The sequence below is a fragment of the Flavonifractor sp. AGMB03687 genome (genome assembly GCF_017811815.1).
In the GTDB taxonomy this organism is placed as follows: Bacteria; Bacillota; Clostridia; order Oscillospirales; family Oscillospiraceae; genus Flavonifractor.
Window position 1 is genome coordinate 60141 of the sequence record NZ_JADKZI010000011.1, and the last position, 17999, is coordinate 78139.

Below are 17999 nucleotides of genomic sequence, written 5' to 3' on the forward strand. Positions count from 1 at the left end.
CCAGGAATCGTCCGTTTGTGATCTTATCATGGAAGGGAAAAGGCGGGGCGCATATACTCTATCGCTCCCCGGCTGAGACCATACTGTCCGGCCAGCCGTTCCCAGTGTCCGGATACTGTTTTGCAGACCTCCTCTGCAGCCTGTTCCGCTTCCTGCGGGGCAAGGCCGAAATAATCGGCTACTTCCAGAGCCAGTTCCAAGTCAATGGTGTTATCATACTCACTCACATTGAGGGAAAGCCGGTCCCCCGAGGGGACTGGGTTCACATCATAGAGAGGGGCCAGCCGCCAGCCGGTGGGTGTCAGAAGGAAACCATGGTTGCGCAGGTGGTCGTCAGTATTGGATACCGCCATGCTGAACACGATCCGCTTCCACAGCTCGGCCAGATCCTGCCGGGGTGATGCCCCGTTGGCCCGGATGAACGCCGCCAGATCCAGATAGCTGCTTCCGTCCGCTGCCGAGGCTCCATCGGTCTTGCCCAGCAGGGTCATGGCGGAGGCGAAGTGGATGCGACGGCTGCCGTTTCGGTCAAATCGCTTGACAAGAAAGGTGCTGCCGGTCTTGGAGAATGTCTCCAATTTGGATTCCGGAACATCCAGCCCGCAGAGCCGTGCCAGGTCATGGACGACCTTCTCCCATGCGCCGCTGTTATATTCATCATGCTTGGAAGGGAACTTGGCGATCCACAAGGCGCCATCCGTGGCCTGCACCGTCGCTTTGGGTCTTGCGCCTCCCAAGGAGGAGCCGGGGGCCAGAAGCTCACGCAGCCATTTTTCATTCAGGCCGCTCTCATCGCTCTCGAAAGCGATAGAGGCGTTTTCCAGCGTCCGAAGGTTTACCCATGGAGGCGTCGCAAACGCTTTATCGTTCGAAAGAAATTCGCCCCCTTCTTCCAAGCTGAACCGCAGCGCACCCATACGGGATTCATCGTAGACCCCCAACAGGAAGTCGCTCTCGGTGAGCTTACGGGGCTTGCGGTCCTCTTTGCGAGCGTCGATGGCCTCCTTGCGCTTCATCAGCAGACGCCCCCAGCGATCCGGACAGGAGTCGGAAAACAGGCCAAAGAGCTGCTTGTTCAGCGGCACATACTGCCGCCCGCGGTAAAGAGCCAGATCCGGGTCCAGAGAGAAGGAACTCTCGGCGGATGACAGCCAGGCTGGATCATACTCAAAGGAAAAGGTTTCCTGTCCGCGGACGAAGCCGCAGCGCAGCCGCCCCAGCAGAGTGGGTGCCTCTCCACGCCAATTTTCATATACATAGATGGTCTTTTCGTCCTGCGCCATGGGCTACTCTCCTTTCTTGGGTGCCCGCCGTCTGGTGGGCAGCGCCAGATCTTGTAGCTTCCTGCCGAATTCATCATCTTTTGCAATAAGCAGCAGGTCGCTGTCCATATTGTTTAATGCGTGCAGCACAGCGGCATAGGAGCCGATGGATACCGTAGGGGTGCCTTTCTCAATGGATATCAGAGTGGCTCGGCTGATCCCGGCACGCTCTGCTACCAATTCCAGGCTCAACTTCCTGCGCAGGCGGGCCAGGCGGATCTGCTCACCCATCTGTGCCAGGATCTCCCGTGTTTGCGGCATGATGACCGCAGCTTTTTTTGCCATGCACAATCGCCTCCTAACATAAATTATACTATATTATTTCGGCGATTATGTCAATTATATTTGAAGTTATCAACTTTCTTTTTCCAGGCGTTCTTCGATAAGGTACCCTCCTCCGAAGATAATGTCCAGTCTCCCGTCGGGATACACCTTCACACACTCAATCATTTGGTGGACGATGGTATCATCGTACTCCATCTTTTTGGATGCTCGGTCGGCGATGATCTGCTGTAGTTGAAGGATTCGGCTGTCATTCACCTGATCGGAAGCAAGTGCTTCTTCGAGTTTCTGAATCCGTCCTTGCAGGAGTTCAATGGTATCGGAAAGTTCTTTGAATTCAGCTTCGTGACTCTCGATACCCTCCCCGCTTTCCACGCTCTCATTGATAAGAGATACCATTTTCCGATTCAGTCCATCTATTTTCCGCCGGAGCAGGTCGATCTCATCTGTGCCTCCGGTTAGACCGATTGCTTCACCAATGGTTGCCCGCATGAGTGCCATATAAGTGGACTCGTCTTCCTCGTTGAATCGGTTGATTGCCCGAACAATAGCGGCGTGGAGGGCGGTCTCATCTACCGTGAGCGAGGTTTTGCAGTAGCGCTTTCCATAGTCTAAGCGGCTGATGCAGCGCCAGACAACTCGCTTTTTTCCTCGGGATGTCCAGGTCACGCGCTTATATCGACTTCCGCATTCGGCGCAGATCATCACATTGGATAGTGCGTACCGGGAGTATTTTCCGGTGGCTGTGGTAGCCGTTTTGGTGGAATTTGGCTCCCGGCTCATCCGCCTGGCAAGTTCTTCCTGCGTTTTGTGAAAGAGCTCTCGGCTGATGATGCCAACATGGCTATTCTGTACATAGTACATGGGTGCCTCACCTGTGTTTTTGCGGCGAACCTTACCAATACAGTCAATTGTGACCGTCTTTTGAAGGATGCTGTCCCCGCAGTATCGTTCATTCCGGAGAATACCCTTAATCATGCTCGCAGAGAAGGAGAAGCGTTTTCCTGGTATCTGGAGATTTTCTTCTCTGAGTTTGGTTGAGATCCGGTTGATGGTTTCACCTGACAGGTACATATTGAAGATCCTCTCCACGATGGATGCCTCCTCCGGGACGATCTCCGGTTCTCCGTCTGCACCCTTGCGGTATCCCAGAAGGCACTTATAGTTGAATATGGGCTTGCCCTCCTGAAATCGCTTACGAAAAGTCCAGGTGACATTCTTGCTGATGCTTTCGGATTCGGACTGTGCGAACCCTGCGTAGATGACCAGATAGAGTTCGCTGTCGATTTGCAGTGTGTCTATATTTTGCTCCTCGAAGTAGATGCCAATCCCTCTTGCCCTGAGCATTCGGACATGGTCCAGGCAGTCCACTGTATTACGGGCGAAGCGGGAAACGGATTTCGTGATGATATAGTCGATTTTCCCAGACAAGCAGTCGTTGATCATCTTCTGGAACTGGGGGCGCTTATCTGCACGTGTCCCGGAGATGCCCTCATCTGCGTAGAGTCCGGCGAACTCCCATTCGGGCTTAGCGGCAATCATCTCGGTATATACCTTTTTCTGGTTGGTATAGGATGTGAGCTGCTCCTCGCTGTCGGTGGATACCCGGCAGTAGGCAGCAACCCGCCGCTGATGATACTGCTCCCTGTTGACGATCAGGGAGCGTTTTGGCTCAATAACCGATATTGTTTTCTTGGGTATCTTGGTTACATTCATTTTCTTCATCTCCGATCTCGACATCGGTTTTGGTATGTAGGATCACCTTTCCTCCGCTGCCAAGCGTCAGGTAGGCGGCGATGTCACTAAAGTAGGCCGGGCTGAATTCCTCCTGGGGAGTCATCAGACTTACCCGCTTTCGGGCGATGGATGCAGCAATCTGTAGATGGGCATCGCTCTCAGCATAGAGCCGCTCTGCCATTTCGATTGTTTTGACGATAATCAGTGCATCGCTGGGGTCATCCCGCTCCAGTTCGGCATCAATTTCCCGGTTGATTCGCTGGGCTTCCGCCGACAGCTCTTTTCGCTTTTTGGGGCGAGGGATGAGCAGATAGCTATTGGCGATGATGCGGTTCATCAGGATTGCCACCTTTTCCAACAGGTGTGTATCGGAGATCCGGATGCGCTGACCGCAATCAGGATTAGTGCAATCCCAGCTCTCGCGAATCCGGTGCTTACTGCTCACCCTTCGCCGCATAGGGGCTCCGCACTCCGCACATCGGACCAGATCCCGAAGCAGGTCGATCCCTTCCAGATTTTTTTCGAAGGTGTTCCGCTGGCGGGCTGTTTTCACGGCAGCCGCTTCCTCATACTGCTCTTCCTCAATGATCGGGTCATACTCCCCATCGCCAATGTATTTGGCGTTTCCGATGATTCGTGCGATACGAGCTTTATCCCACACGTCCGTTCTCTCACTGTAGGGGATCTTCCTCTCAGTCAGCAGCTCGGCAATACTTTGGAGGGATGCGCCGTTGATGTAGGCGCTGAATATCTCGCGGATGACCGCAGCTTCATCTTGTGCGATGACTGTCCTTCCATTTCTCATGGTGTAACCGTATGGGATATAGCGTATCTTCTTCATGGCGAGGTTCCTCTCTGTCAGAGCATTTCAGTGAATCTCAGCCCGCCGATGAGGGTGACTGTCATTTCATCTCGGCGGCTGATACTGATGGCCTGAACAATCTCAGTAAAAAGCTTCTCATCGAAGCGGTCCAGTGGTTCCTCGAGCTCTTCCAGCAGCTTTTTCAGCCGCGTCAGTTCCTCTATCATATGGGTAATGCCCGAGGAGAATTCACATTGGCGCTCCCGCTTCAGCCGGCGCAGTTGGTCGTTAATCTCCCGCACCTGAGCTTTATGGACCTCATCTTTGAGGTATCCCTTTGCATGGAGCTGCTCCACCATCACCAACTTGGCGTTCAGATCTGCAATGTTCCGGCTGATCTCCCTTGCGGCCGTGTTTTTCTGCTTTCGCTTCAGCTCGGCGGATTCCAGACGGAGTAGAGTCTGACCCAGGATGTCGTATTCAGAGAACCGAAGCTTATTGACCATGGCGATGAAGGCATCGTAGATCCTCTCCTCGCTGTAGTAGTTTGAGCCGCACTGGGTACGATCCTGAATGTGTTTGGAGCATCCCCACTTTACTGTCCCGGAAACCTGCCTCCTGCGAAAATACGAGCCGCACTCAGAACACTGAATGCGGCTCGTAAGAGGGTAGATATTTTGCGTTGTAGATTTTCCAAAGACATCCTGACGCTTTTTCAAGAGGAGCTGGACCTTGTCAAAGGTATCTCGGTCAATAAGAGGAGCGTGGGTCATGGAGGCGTAGAACATATCCTCCTGACCTCGATTTCGGAACTGTTTGAAGGGGACTGTGGTGTCGCGGTAGGTTTTCTGATATTTGCAATCGCCGCAATACCGCTCATTTCCAAGGATGTATGCCACCTTGGTGGAGCGCCAGGTGGATTTCCCGGTTTTGGTTTTGATGCCGCGGCTGTTGAGATCCCGGGCGATCTCCGATGTAGACTGGCCGCTCAGGTAGTTTTCGAACATCATGCGGACGATGGCCGCCTCCGGTTCATAGACCACCAGCGCCTTATCCACCAGCCGGAAGCCGTAAGGAGCGTTGCTGTCCACATATTCCCCAGACTGCATCCGCTTCACGATGGAAAGCCGCTGGTTCTGGGAAATTGCCTTAGACTCCTCCTGTGCGATGGCAGAGAAGGTATTGAGCAGCATCTCATCTCCGAGGGCCAGGGTGTAGATTCCCTCTTTCTCAAACTGCACCCCCACGCCGAGCAATTTCAGCTTCCGGACATATTCCAGAGACTCCTTGGCGTTTCGGGCGAAACGGGAGACGGATTTGGTGACGATCAGGTCGATTTGGTGCTGTTCGCACATCTTGATCATTCGCTGGAATTCGGTGCGGTTCTGTGCGTTCATGCCAGAGAGCCCTTCGTCAGCGAATATCTCCACCAGCTCCCACTCTTTTTTTCTCTGAATGAGGCTGGTATATACCCGAATCTGGTTGGTGTAGGAGTTCTGCTGATCAGCCGAATTGGAAGATACCCGGCAATAGGCGGCGACTCGAACTTTGCGGATTTCCTGCCTGGTGATGGGCGAGATGAGTTTGACCTGCGGCATCAACGGGACCCCCTTTCTGGTCGAACTTTGGATTGTACTACATTTTGGTACGATCCTCTTTTCAGTTTCAAGCAACATTATATTCAACAAGGAGATAAAGTCGATTGAAAGAATGCAAATCAAACGAATTTCTACATAGTCAACAGACTGTGGCGTTCCAAGGCGACCAATTTAGACGATGCCGTCCCAACAACTAATCCGCAATTACAAGGTCTGAACCGGTAAGCTTTTGATAGTAGCGTTTGGCGCGTTCATATTCTGCTGGGGTGATAATAGCGCCATCCCGCATTGACTTCAGTACGGCCACGATAAACAGAAAATTGGCACTCTTGGTCTGCGACATGGTGATCATAGTGTGAGCCCTCCCAGTTATGAATATGAATTGATACCACAAAAATAGGGGTCACCCGCTTTGGTTGTGGAAGCCTCGGCTTTCCAACTACATGATGGGTGACCCCCATTGCTTCTGATATCAAGACAATTGAATGTCTTATTTTGCCTGTATTCGACACCACTTCCCCAGGCTGGGCGGTCAGCTAAACTGCGGTGGGCACCGCACTCCGGGAATCTAACCCCTCCGAGGATCTCTCCGAGCTGTCCCCATTGCTTGAAACTGTGGCTGGACAGGGGTACCATTATAGGCAGATGAGGTCGTGGCGAAACAGGCTGCCAAACCTGCTTTTGGATCAGAGGACCCGCTGGGCACCTTATAGGCCGTCATTGATAGAAGAGAAAGGCGCCTTTCGTCCGCTTTTCTTCTACAGGTGGTCATCGCGCTCTGTCCGCATCGCTCGCTCATTGCTGATGTTATTTAGCTGCCGGATATTCAGTTGAAAAGGTGCAATGAAGGCGTCTTCACAACCCCTTCACTTTTCAACGGACATCGTTTAAGAAAACCACAACCATTAGTCAAAAATATTTTTGGCTTTTTTTTGAATGAGGCGAATTGCATTCTGGACACTCTGATAGCTAACACCCATTTGGTCGGCATAAGCTTTGTAACTGATCCCGTTTAAGATGCAGGCTTGATAAATACGATATTGGGTAGGGGTAAGGCTCTCGCGCAGAATTCTCTCCAGCATTTTTGTGGCTATTTCTTCCGTATAATCTCTGGTGTCGGCTAACCAGATAGAGTCTGTCACATTTTCGGGAAGCAAATCCAGAGAGAGAACCGTTGGAGCAGCTTTCCCTTCTCTAGATTGTCCCTGCTCCGGAGATAAGGTGCGCCGGAGTCGCTTCTCCTCTGAACGTAGAACCTGCATGACGGAGCGTTCCACCTCTGTTATCTCACCGGTAGCCTTGATCCGAACCATGCATTTTCCTTCTGCTGTGGTCCATAGATCGTAATCGAATTCAACTGGGGTCCTCGGGATACTCATTGTCTTGTCCTTTCCGCTGGCATGAGGCCGCGGGAAGGCAAGACAACAATAGAGCCGCATGACGGTGGTCGTTCTGTCCATGCCGATAAACAGAGTCTTTCGACTCAGTCCATGCGGCATCAGGATGACTTCACCTATCAGGCGGCTCCACAGCTCAGCTATGTGATTCAGTTTTTATTTCGTTCTCCCTCTAACGAAGGCAAAATACGATTTTTCTCATGCTCAAAACATCGAAGACGGTGATCTTTCCGCACTTTTTGCACTTTGTTTCGACATGACCTCTTGTGTCCTCATATACGACGATAGAGTTATGTTGGCAGTACGGACATTTGATATATCGCGGTTTTTGCGCCGCAATTGCCTCCCGTGCCCGGATAATTTTGCTCAACATTTCTGCGGAAGGCTCTGTAATGCGAATATTTTTACTCATGCCCACACCTCCAGTGGATCAACAAACTCTACATACGGACGCTCTTGTAGATACCCAAGCTGCCGGAGACGAATCACGGCGGCAGACTTGGACACGCCAAGTGCATGACAGAGAAGTGAAAGTGCCAACTTGTCCGCATATGAAAACCTCCCTTCATAGCTAATCAGGGTCCGACATTGAGCGAAAATCCACATGGCCCGATCTATCTCCGCCTGGGGCATGAGCAGGGCGGCCCCCAAGGCATTGGCCTGCCACTCGTTCCAGTCCTCTCTGCTTTTCAGGTCTCGGAGGGAGTAGGACCGTCGTTCCGAGTAGAGTTTGCGACACTTTTGCTGGGACTCCTCGGACTCCATCTGAAACAGGATTTGATGTGCGCACTCATGTGCCAAGGTAAAGCGACGCTTGCCGCACAGCTTTTTGACCTTGCCGGTCTCCAGAAAGCAGGAGTCCAGAAGAATTTGATTTTGTTTGAGTTCTATGGTACGAACTACTCCCATTTCCTCAACGATGTACTCGGCATCGGCATAGCTGGTCAGACCACAAATACTTCCATCTGCAGACAATCGGGCAAATCGAACGTTTAGCCTGAGGTAGTCGCGCGCGAATTCGTCGATGGGTGTTGCGTGAACATATTTATCCCCAAAAACAGTGCTGCCACAGTAGAAGAACTTGTTGAAGTCCTGAATTATAGCTGCAGCAATATCCTCTATTTGACGATGAGAAAGAATCATTGACTTACCTCCTTTGCTTCGACGAACCATTTGTTTCCTTCGCTGAACAGGAAGGTTTCCTTACCGTGAATCATGACAGTATATCGGATTCCCCCTCCACTTACCCTGGAGGAAGCGGCCCTGCACTTGTACTTCAGCTGGTCAATTTGATAGATACGGCCATTTGTCCAGCGAATAAAACGAGGATGGACTCCACCGTTTTGGTCTACATCAAGATTGACGGAGACATACTCTTTTCTGCATTGTACCTTCATTACAATATTCTCCGTTTTCCAGCCTACTTCACGAACAATTTTTCGTGCTTTAGATTGACAAAAAACTGTTCGTATGATAATATCTTAATACGAACATAGTTTCGTGTTGCGCTTTCATTATATCAAGAACATGATTTCGTGTCAATCCTGAATTGCGAAAAAATGTTCGTATTAATGACAAAAAAAGAAAGAGGTGCCTTTATGGGATTTAAAGAACGTCTGAAAGAAAAGCGACTTGAAGCTGGATTAACACAGGCAGAACTTGCAGAAAAAGTTTCTGTAACAACGCGAACGATTCAGAATTACGAGTTAGGTTCAAGGAAACCTGGCAACATGAAGGTAATTGGTGATATAGCTACCGTCCTGGGTACAACCGCAGATTACCTTCTCACCAGTTCGGGTATCTATTCCGTGGAAGCATATCAGAAGGGTGGCGCAAAAGCGGCGCGAGACATCGACGAGTTGGTCAGTGAGGTGACTGGCTTATTTGCCGGCGGTCAGCTTTCTGAAGATGCACTTGAGGGTGCGATGCGTGCTCTCAACGATGCCTATTGGATGGCCAAGGAGCGAAATAAGAAATTTACGCCCAAAAAATATCGTCAGCAGGTAGAGTAAGGCCTATCTGTGGGGCCTAAGCTGTGAGATAATAATGATGAACATCCGCAGGTCGGAGGTGGGCTTCATGACCAGTAAAATGCTCTCCAAAGTCGGCACATCTCTGGTGCGCCGCTTCGGAACACGCGATCCTTTCCAGATTGCAGGATAATTGGGAATTTCTGTTCTTCTGTGTGAGGATTTTGGCTCTCTAAAGGGAATGTACCGCGTCATTAAACGCAATCGGTTTATATTTTTGAACAAGGATCTGGGGGACAGAATGCTTCGTATTGTCTGTGCGCATGAGCTTGGGCACGACCGGCTCCATCGAAAGCTGGCACAGGCAAACAGCCTACATGAATTCATGCTGTATGACATGACCACACGGCCAGAGTATGAGGCGAACATTGTTGCAGCAGAAATTCTGATAGACAACGAGGAGCTGCTGGACTACATCTATACTTATCAATATTCTGCCGAGCAAATCGCCAAGGCAATGGACACAGACATCAACCTGGTCGCCTTAAAAATAGCACACCTAACAGAACTCGGATACGATTTGCGGCCGGTGAATCATAGAAGTGATTTTTTAAGGTAGTGGCGAAAGTGCTGCTAGGAAGGGGTTTCTCCATGAAGTACAAGTTATACCGTTCTTTTGGAAATCTAGATAAAGACGTTCGTAGGCATGAGCTAGTTGCTGTGGAGTATGGTACGAATCTGGAAGCAGTGACGGATGCCCTTATTCATGCGGTATCCGATGATCTGGCGGGAACACCTGAATACGCGAGTTATAAAACCGCTGCTTTTGCACCAGCTCCAGTCAAGGAGTTTCGTCGTGTTCGGAGGTACGACTATGAAATGACAGGAATTGTATATCCACCTTATGCGGACAAAAACATCCTGATTGACTACGGTATTATTGAGGAAAGCGAACTCGAGAAATAATATTGCACCCAATTTCAAGTGCCGTTTTGCGTTAAAAAGCGAGAATCCAAGGAGGCGTCTTACCATGAAGCAAAGGTTCTATTTCGCAATTGACCTAAAGAGCTTTTATGCCTCCGTCGAATGCCGGGAGAGCGGTCTCGATCCTCTGGACAACAACTTGGTCGTTGCCGACGAGAGCCGTACCGATAAGACCATCTGCCTTGCCGTTACTCCGTCCTTAAAGGCCTATGGAATCTCTGGTCGTGCTTGGCTATTTGAGGTAGTCCAGCGGGTTAAGGAGGCCAACCGTGGCCGGCTTTACGATGCGCCAGGGCAACGATTTTCTGGCAAGTCTTGCTTTTTCTCTATTAAATGCCACACCGAGGCTGGAGATTGACTATCTAATTGCACCACCGCGTATGGCCTACTATAAGCTGAATCAGGAATGACTGGAGCCAGAGGCCAAACAGGGGTCCTAACTCCATTGCCTCCAGCTCGGTCCGCAGACTGTCCATTACATCCGTTGTGATCTCTGTCCCGTTCTGGATAATGCCCGCCGATTGCTGGATGACGTGCTGGCTCACGTCAAAGACGGCCAGCACGATATTGAAGGTATTCGTCAGGATCATTACCGCCACAAAGGTTTTGAACACCCACTTGAAAAACATCCATGTGTCAACGTCATGGAGGTTGTTGCGGTCAATGAGCATTTGTATCAGCTCATAGGTCATTACAAAAGTGAGGATGACCCCGGCGATTGGCAGAATGGCGGTTTCAGAGATTTGCCGTATCATGGAAAAGACCCCGGCGTTCCAGTCCGCCGGGGTCGTGCCTACCTGTGTGGCGATCTCGCCAACGCTCTGATTGACGTTATTGAAAAGGCCATCCAGATTTCCCATGATACCATCGACAAGCAAACCTTTGAGCCATTCAACGATTGCGTCGATGATAAAGTCCATACATCAGCTCCTTTTCTGGAAAAAGGGACAACGGGTAAGGGTTAGCTGAACAGGCCGGACAGCAGAGGGATAAGCTGCATACCGATCAGGACGACACCGCCGCCCGCCATGAGCTGTTTCATCCCCAATTAGGTGTAAAAACTCTGCTCGATGGCGGGCGGCGGCGTACAAAAAATCTATATGGTGTTGTTAAGAGAACCGTCCCGGCGGGACAGGTCAGGCAGTGACCTGTTCCACCTCCGGGATGGGTTTGAGATTAAAATGAATTTCGATAGAAATGTGTCTTGTTTTATCTTCGTCAATGCGCTCATGCACAACGATTTCTTTGATTAAGCGGTTGAGGGTGGCTGCGTCCAGCTCTGTGATGTTGGCGTATTCCTGAATGGCTTCCACCCATTGTTTTGCATCATTGGCAAGCTGGACTTCATCGGACAGCCGCTTTCTGCCCTCGGACACTTTTGTTTTAAGCTCCGTCTGCTCGGTCTGTGTCTTTTCCAGCATGGTGTTGAAATTCTGCTCACTGATACGCCCTGCAATCATATCCTCATAAAGCCGCATGACCATTTTGTCCAGAACCTCAATCCGTTCCTCGTCCCTTGTAAGGGAGCGTTCCATTGCTTCCCGCTGTTCCCGCTGCTCGGCTTCACAGGTATTGGTCAGGCGGTCGGCAACCGCTTCCCCGTCCATCAGGGCAGCTCTGGCACATTCCCGGATTTTCCGCAGCACATGGCTGTAAAGGGTGTCATAATCAATCCGGTGCTGGGTGCAGTGGTTCTTTCCAAAGGCATTGTAGGTCTTGCAGGAGTAAATCCGCTGGGGATGTTTAGCGTTTGTGTAGCGTACCGTCAGCGACTTCCCACACTCGCCGCATTTTAACAGTCCGGCAAACAGGCTGATTTCATTGGTCTGCCCCGGACGCTGGCGGGATTTCAGCTTGTTCTGCACAATGTCAAAGCTCATGCTGTCAATCAGCGGTTCATGCTGTCCCTCCACCACAATCCAGTCCTCCGGCTTCTTTTCCCCAATCGTGCCGATTTTGAAGCGGTAGTCCTTTTTCTGGGAAGCAATCGCCCCGGTGTAGACGGGATTCATCAAAAGGTCTTTGATAACGGAGAAGTCCCACATATACCGCCCGTTTTCTGGGTCTTTCTTTTCCCATTTGGTGCGGGTATTGCGAAGCCCCCGTTCCCGGTTCCACCATGTAGGGCAGGGGATTTTTTCTTTCTCCAGCCGTCTGCGGATATAGTTCGGACCATGACCGTTCAGGGCATATCCGAAAATCAGCCGCACAATCGGGGCGGTTTCCTCGTCAATGAGCAGATGGTTTTTGTCCTCCGGGTCTTTCCGATACCCAAACGGGGCAAGACACCCGGTAAACTGTCCTTTCTGCGCTTTCAGAAGATAAGAGGAATGGACTTTCTTGGAAATATCCTTGCTGTACATCTCGTTCAGGATATTCTTGAACGGGGCAATGTCGTTGTTATCCCGCAGGGTGTCGATGCCGTCATTCATGGCGATATAGCGGACACCGTTTCTTGGGAAAAAGTCCTCAATCAAATGCCCGGTTTGCAGATAATTACGCCCCAGTCGGCTGAGGTCTTTCGTGATGACAAGGTTGATCTGCCTGCGCTCAATGGCTCTCAACATTCTCTGTAGGTCAGGACGCTCCATGTTAAGACCTGTGAAGCCATCGTCCTGATAGACTGCCACAACCTCCCATCCCTGCTTTTCGCAGTATTTTTCCAGCATATCACGCTGGTTTGCGATACTGGCACTTTCGCCTTGCAGGTCATCGTCCTTTGACAGCCTGCAATAGACCGCCGCACGATAACCCCCGGCAAGTGCCGAACCGATTGTTCTGTATTCCATTTCGTTCATCATAGCCATTTACCCACACAATCCAGACGGTATCTGGCTCTTTTGAACCTCATCTTCATTATAGCCTATATCTTTCTTTTTAGCAAGATATTCTTTTGCATTTGTCTTTCCGTATTTCTGGGAAATCAGGCTGACGAACACATCAGTGGCGTCAAGCTCCCCGTCAAATACAGTGGTCACATGAATCTCTGTTTTGTTTTTTGCCATAGGCAGTTATCCTCCATACATGAAAATAGCCAGACAGAGGGTGTCGGCAACGAAGTCCGGCAACGGACTTCAAAAGACCTTGCAAACAATCTCAATCTGGCGATGGTTACTATTTATACTTTTCTTTTATTTTTTTGTTGTTTTGGTTGTTATAAGGGAGAAAAGCCCGGAAATAAGGGGTTTTTCCCGGCAACCGGCTCGGCAACGGGATAACAACAGGGGGTGCAACGGGCTGTCCTTTTCAGAATGGAAGCTCCATCTGTTCTGTGACCTCCACAAAACCGTCCATCGTTTTTTCAGACGGGTTGCCGGAGTCCGTTGCCGGGTTTTCACGCTCCCAGCCCTTTTGTCTGCCATATTCGGAAAACATTCTTGGGTTTGGGAAGTACCGCCAGCTGGAAATGCACTGGTTCATAATCTCGTTGATTTCCCGGATTTCCCATTGCTTCGGCTCGTCAAAAGCATGGTTCAAGGCTTCCTTATAGAGCTGCTTGGAGCAGACCATGCTCCCGGTGTATTTATCAAGATACGCCTGTATCATCCCGGCTTTGGTGTCCTCCGGCATAAAATCCCGCTGGTGTTCTTTGAGATACCGCTGCATGGCGGGGCTGAAAGCCAGCTTGAACCTGCCGCTTTTATAAATCTCCATCGCTTCCGCCCACATCTGCCCGATATAGGCTCTGGAAGCGGCTTCATCCTCCAAAATGTGAACTTCCGCCTGCTCCGGGTACACCATGACCGGGATAAAGCGGCGGTTGCCGGAACGGTCAAGGGGCAGGAAGTCAAGGGCATTGGAAGTGCCGCCAAACACGCACTGACGGGGGCGGTCTGCCGGGTGGGTTTCATAAGGTATCTTGTAGACCTCTTTCTGCCGGCTTAAAAATGACTTGATTTCCTCAATGCTCTTGGCGTTGGCGGTTGCCATCATTTCCGACATTTCAATAATCCAGTGACCTTGCAGCTTGCGGTACACATTGTCATCGTCCAGCTTCCGCAAATCATCGGAGAACCACTCGTCCCGGACTGCCAGCAGCCGGAAGAAGGTGGACTTTCCAGCCCCCTGACCGCCTACCAGACAGAGCATGATTTCAAACTTGCACCCCGGCTGAAAGGCTCGTGAGATTGCACCCAGCAGGAACAGCTTCAACGCTTCATAGGTGTAATCGTCTGCGTCAGCCCCCAGAAAGTGCCGCAGGCAGAAGCGGATTCGCTCTGTCCCGTCCCACACAAGGGTATTGAGATAGTCCCGGATGGGATGGTACTTGTTTTCATTCGCCACAATCCCGATGGCGTTATCAATCTTTTTCTCATTGGTAAGCCCGTAGGTTTCTTCCAGATAAAGAAGCAGATACTTCATGTCCGTATCGTTCAGGGCGGTGCTTTCTCTGTGAAAACCGATGGGCTTTATGATGTCCTTGCGGTCAGTCAGGATGTTGTATGCGATAGCCCCTGAAAGCAGAGGGTCACGTTGGAATACGGTCAGGCAGTTCCGTATGCTCTGACGGACACCGCCTTTCTCGGTGGTTTCCAGCCCCGCCTTGATTTCCTCAACGCTCTGGGGCGGCTGCATGGCGTTCATAGTGTTTTTTAGTTCTTGCTGCGTCTGCGGCTGCAAGTTCTGCCATTCGCTGTTCAAGCTGTATCACATCCTTTCCGTAGTCCGTAATCAAATCCGCTTTTTCCTCTGTTTCCCCGAACAGCAGCACATCCAGCAGATATTCCACTTGGGCTTGCTTCTGTAAGGCTTCCACAAACCGGGGATGAAAGGCTTCCTCCGGGGAGTGCGGGGCGTAGTCCGTTCTCCATGCCATCAGCAGATGGAGATAATCGGCAAGAATACGGAAGCAGCGATTCTTTGCTTCCTGAAACTGTTCCTCCGGGGATTTCTGCCGGGTCTTGGGCTTTTTTACCTTTCCCGGCGGTTTCCAGTCCTCATAGGAAAGCCCGAAGTCCTGTGCCAGCTGTACGGCGGCTTCTTTCTTTCCCAGCCCATACAGGGCGGCGGCAAAATCAATCACATCCCCATCCGCACCGCAGCCGAAGCAATGGTAACGCCGATCCAGCTTCATGCTTGGGGTTTTATCGTTATGGAACGGGCAGCAAGCCATCCCGTTCCGACCTACATGGATTCCATAATACTCCGCAGCCTGTCTTGTTGTGACGGACTGCTTCACAGCTTCGAATACATTCAAATCTATCCCTCCTTGAAAATAAGAAAAGCACCTGACATTCTCTAATTGAAAATGGCAAGTGCCTGTTAAAGTTCCATATCCTGTTGTCTGTGTTTCTCCTGTGCCGGGGCGGTTCTTTGTGCTTTTTTCTCGTCAGTCTTATCCTGCAAGACTTCTTTGATGGGCTGCTTCTTGGGCGGCTCTTTGCTTTCCTCTGTGCCAGGTGTGGCTTTCCGTACCCAGTAGCGGATGTCCCGCAGCTTCTTCAAATCCTCCTGTACCTCGGTCAGTGGTACTTTCAGCTCTGCGATTTCGCTGAGAAGCGTTTCCTGCTCCTGTTGCAACTCATTTTTCGTTTTATCCTTATCGTCCGGGTGCTTGGCAAGGTAGTCAGCGGCTTTCTCATACCGGGCAACCTCCGGGTGTTCCTGTTTGAATTTCCCCTTTATTTTCTTAAAAAATATCTTCTGGTACTTCTCATAGACAGCCTTACATTCCTTGCAGTCTGTCCGGCTGGCAAGAATCCCGTCAATCACTTTGCTCCGGGCTTCCTTTGGCTTCATCTGATTGCGGTAATCTGCGGCTGATTTCCCGGAAGATTTCAGAAACGCTTCTAAGTCCTCCACAGTGGAAAGCCCCTTTTGCCGGAGATAGGACAGGGCTTCGCTGACTGCCTTTAAGTCCTGTGAAGTTCCCCGGTTCTGTCCAGCCCTTGTCCAGTCCTTCCGTTCTTCCTTTCGTATCTCCATATACTTCATCAGCAGATTGGGAAGAAGTGTCGCTTCCTCCGCCGCCTTTTGTGCAAGCAGCTCCTTCCGTTTTTCTCCCAGCTCGGTAATCCAGCCTTTGAGGTTTTGGATAAGCTGCCGGATGGACTTCATCAGGCGGTTGGCGGCTCTGATTTCCCGGTTCAGGTTGCCGATATTCGTCTGGATACCTCGCTTTTCCATCTGCCGGACAGCAGTCCCCTCATGGACAGTGGGGACTATATCAAGCCCCTGTCTGGCATAGGAACGCAAGTCCACACGCTCCGGGCGGTCATTGGCGTCCAGATAGCGGTTCTGGATAACCTCCCATTCATGCCGCCAGATTTCACAATACTTCTGGTCGTTCCAGTCCACCGTATCCTCCTTGTGGCTTTTCCACCTGCCGGACGGCAGCTTTATCCGTTCCCCATTCTCGTCAAGGTCATAAACCTTGCGGCTCTTGGGAAGCCATTTTCCATGTTCATCCATTGCCCGCATGGTCAGCAGGACATGGGCGTGGGGATTGTGTCCCGGCGGATGGGGGTCATGGATGGCAAAATCAGCAATCATGCCTTTGGAAACAAACTGCTGTTCACAAAACTCCCGTACAAGGACAGCGTACTGGTCGGGCGGTATCTCTCTGGGAATGGTAAGCACCCACCGCCTTGCAAGCTGGGAGTTCCATTGCTTTTCCACCGCTTCGGCGGCATTCCATAAAGTATTGCGGTCTGCATATTCCTGTGGAGCATTTGCCGGGAGCAGGATTTCATTGTGGACGATACCACGCTTTTCCGGGTAGTGCTTTACTTGCTGGTCGTATTCACAGAACAGCTTTTCGCCGCTTTGGTAAGCAGCGGCGGCAACCGCAGACTGCCGCTGGCTGCGCTGAACAATCGTGATTTCGTTGTGTGGACAAGGCATTTCGTGTCCCTCCTTTCGCTAATTGGTGGATGGGGTGGCGTTTTACCACCTCATTTTGGGCAGAAAAAAAGCAGGAGACCTTTTTCAGATTTCCTGCTCGGTGTGCCACTGTGTGAGCGGCGGGTATTTAGTTGTAAAAGTTCGGGACAAGTTGACCCGATGTAAAGCTAACAAACTGGAATTGCACCAAAACAATCTAAGACAACAACGCTGCCCTACTTGCGATTTTTTCTTGTACTGCGGAAACAGTTTCTTGAATGGAATAAGTGGTCGTATCTATAACATTCGATTCATATATTCCCAGATTGCAAAATTGCTCCCACATGGTTTCTACCAATTCGATATTTGTCTTTCGGTCTAACTTTGAGCGTTCAACAGCTCGCTTCAAGGTTTCTTCCTTACTTGCCCTTAAAATAATATAATGCACCTCATAATGTTCCCGAACAAGACTTTGCCACGGCTTTAAAAACCACGGTCCGATAATACCGTCAACAATTACATCATATCCACCACGAGCATATCGCTTCGCAGCTTCTAAAAACGCTTCAATGACAATCAAATTTTGCTCATTTGATTCTGGCAAATGCGGTGGTATTGCCCCTTTACTCAAATAATGATAAAAGTCATCTGTGTGCATATGCACAGACTTTTCCAAATCTGATTCTTTTGCAACAGCAGATGCCGTTGTAGTTTTTCCTGTCCCCGGCGCACCTGTGATTACAATAATTCTACCTTGATTCATCTATATTTTACCTCCACAAATTACGATTTTCTTAATTCTACAAACTGGAATTTGAGTCTCTGTAAAGCTGGAATTAACCCATACAATTATTTTAATTTAGAGGTTCTTACGCAATTATCCGTATTTTGTAATTTTTCAATACTGGAATGCCAGTGTAAATCAGCATTCTCCATTTTTATTAAAGCGAAAAACGTAAAATTGCGGAAGAACCAATTTAGATATTCACAATTTTACTTGCCACAGTATCTCGAAAAACACTGTCATGTTCTACCAGGAGCATGGTCGGGGCAAACTCCGTTATGAGTTGTTCAATCTGCATACG

At 50.3% G+C, this 17999-nt stretch carries 18 protein-coding genes and 3 pseudogenes; 4 read left to right on the forward strand and 17 right to left on the reverse strand.

Translation table 11 applies throughout. The features are described 5' to 3' along the window. Nucleotides 1–26 precede the first annotated feature (26 nt). The 9 genes from J9789_RS16070 to J9789_RS16110 form a co-directional block, all read right to left on the reverse strand. On the reverse strand, nt 27–1283 hold the full coding sequence (locus J9789_RS16070) for a type II toxin-antitoxin system HipA family toxin (RefSeq protein WP_130870531.1): 1257 nt from the start codon (nt 1281–1283) through the stop codon (nt 27–29). A gap of 3 nt (nt 1284–1286) precedes the next feature. Then, nucleotides 1287–1607: a helix-turn-helix transcriptional regulator gene (locus tag J9789_RS16075; protein WP_071430674.1), complete on the reverse strand. Its 321-nt coding sequence runs from the start codon at nt 1605–1607 to the stop codon at nt 1287–1289. Nucleotides 1608–1676: 69 nt separating this feature from the next. Further along, nucleotides 1677–3320, reverse strand: a complete 1644-nt coding sequence (locus J9789_RS16080; protein WP_209346678.1) for a recombinase family protein — start codon at nt 3318–3320, stop codon at nt 1677–1679. Beyond that, nucleotides 3277–4182 (reverse strand): recombinase family protein, encoded by a 906-nt coding sequence (locus J9789_RS16085; protein WP_148337064.1) that lies wholly within the window; start codon nt 4180–4182, stop codon nt 3277–3279. The genes J9789_RS16080 and J9789_RS16085 overlap by 44 nt, the downstream gene beginning before the upstream one ends. A 17-nt stretch (nt 4183–4199) precedes the next feature. Further along, the gene (locus J9789_RS16090) at nt 4200–5741 is read right to left on the reverse strand and encodes a recombinase family protein (protein ID WP_209346679.1); all 1542 of its coding nucleotides are present in this window, start codon (nt 5739–5741) and stop codon (nt 4200–4202) included. A gap of 193 nt (nt 5742–5934) precedes the next feature. Next, nucleotides 5935–6093 (reverse strand): hypothetical protein, encoded by a 159-nt coding sequence (locus J9789_RS16095; RefSeq protein ID WP_209346680.1) that lies wholly within the window; start codon nt 6091–6093, stop codon nt 5935–5937. Nucleotides 6094–6646: 553 nt separating this feature from the next. Then, complete coding sequence (locus tag J9789_RS16100) at nt 6647–7054, reverse strand: hypothetical protein (protein WP_209346681.1); 408 nt, start codon at nt 7052–7054, stop codon at nt 6647–6649. Nucleotides 7055–7546: 492 nt separating this feature from the next. Continuing rightward, a complete protein-coding gene (locus J9789_RS16105; RefSeq protein ID WP_209346682.1) occupies nt 7547–8281 on the reverse strand; it encodes an ImmA/IrrE family metallo-endopeptidase in 735 nt (244 codons plus the stop codon). Next, complete coding sequence (locus tag J9789_RS16110; RefSeq protein ID WP_148337072.1) at nt 8278–8535, reverse strand: hypothetical protein; 258 nt, start codon at nt 8533–8535, stop codon at nt 8278–8280. The genes J9789_RS16105 and J9789_RS16110 overlap by 4 nt, the downstream gene beginning before the upstream one ends. Before the next feature lie 201 nt (nt 8536–8736). Here J9789_RS16110 and J9789_RS16115 point away from each other — a divergent pair, with 201 nt between their 5' ends. The 4 genes and pseudogenes from J9789_RS16115 to J9789_RS16130 all read left to right on the forward strand — a co-directional run. Next, complete coding sequence (locus J9789_RS16115; RefSeq protein ID WP_148337073.1) at nt 8737–9150, forward strand: helix-turn-helix transcriptional regulator; 414 nt, start codon at nt 8737–8739, stop codon at nt 9148–9150. Between the two features lie 199 nt (nt 9151–9349). After that, entirely contained in the window at nt 9350–9727 is a 378-nt protein-coding gene (locus J9789_RS17205; protein WP_280842744.1) for an ImmA/IrrE family metallo-endopeptidase, read from the forward strand. Nucleotides 9728–9759: 32 nt separating this feature from the next. Beyond that, the gene (locus J9789_RS16125) at nt 9760–10074 is read left to right on the forward strand and encodes a carboxylate--amine ligase (protein WP_130870522.1); all 315 of its coding nucleotides are present in this window, start codon (nt 9760–9762) and stop codon (nt 10072–10074) included. 64 nt (nt 10075–10138) lie between these two features. Next, nucleotides 10139–10484 (forward strand): annotated as a pseudogene (locus tag J9789_RS16130) (DNA methylase); the annotation flags it as partial. A 3-nt stretch (nt 10485–10487) separates the two neighbouring features. Here the strand turns inward: J9789_RS16130 and J9789_RS16135 are convergent. The 8 genes and pseudogenes from J9789_RS16135 to J9789_RS16170 all read right to left on the reverse strand — a co-directional run. Continuing rightward, nucleotides 10488–11012 (reverse strand): annotated as a pseudogene (locus J9789_RS16135) (VirB6/TrbL-like conjugal transfer protein, CD1112 family); the annotation flags it as partial. Between the two features lie 41 nt (nt 11013–11053). Continuing rightward, nucleotides 11054–11137, reverse strand: a pseudogene (locus tag J9789_RS16140) (Maff2 family mobile element protein); the annotation flags it as partial. Nucleotides 11138–11228: 91 nt separating this feature from the next. Continuing rightward, nucleotides 11229–12899 carry a recombinase family protein gene (locus tag J9789_RS16145; RefSeq protein WP_002584321.1) on the reverse strand — a complete coding sequence of 557 codons (1671 nt, stop codon included), beginning with the start codon at nt 12897–12899 and terminating at the stop codon, nt 11229–11231. Then, nucleotides 12900–13097, reverse strand: coding sequence for a hypothetical protein (locus tag J9789_RS16150; RefSeq protein ID WP_002592708.1), 198 nt, complete (start codon nt 13095–13097; stop codon nt 12900–12902). A gap of 241 nt (nt 13098–13338) precedes the next feature. Beyond that, nucleotides 13339–14676, reverse strand: coding sequence for a virulence-associated E family protein (locus tag J9789_RS16155; protein ID WP_002584323.1), 1338 nt, complete (start codon nt 14674–14676; stop codon nt 13339–13341). Further along, on the reverse strand, nt 14645–15289 hold the full coding sequence (locus J9789_RS16160; RefSeq protein ID WP_002584324.1) for a CHC2 zinc finger domain-containing protein: 645 nt from the start codon (nt 15287–15289) through the stop codon (nt 14645–14647). The genes J9789_RS16155 and J9789_RS16160 overlap by 32 nt, the downstream gene beginning before the upstream one ends. Nucleotides 15290–15354: 65 nt before the next feature. Further along, the gene (gene mobQ, locus J9789_RS16165; protein ID WP_209346683.1) at nt 15355–16935 is read right to left on the reverse strand and encodes a MobQ family relaxase; all 1581 of its coding nucleotides are present in this window, start codon (nt 16933–16935) and stop codon (nt 15355–15357) included. 196 nt (nt 16936–17131) lie between these two features. After that, on the reverse strand, nt 17132–17677 hold the full coding sequence (locus tag J9789_RS16170; protein ID WP_002584326.1) for an AAA family ATPase: 546 nt from the start codon (nt 17675–17677) through the stop codon (nt 17132–17134). Nucleotides 17678–17999: the final 322 nt, after the last annotated feature.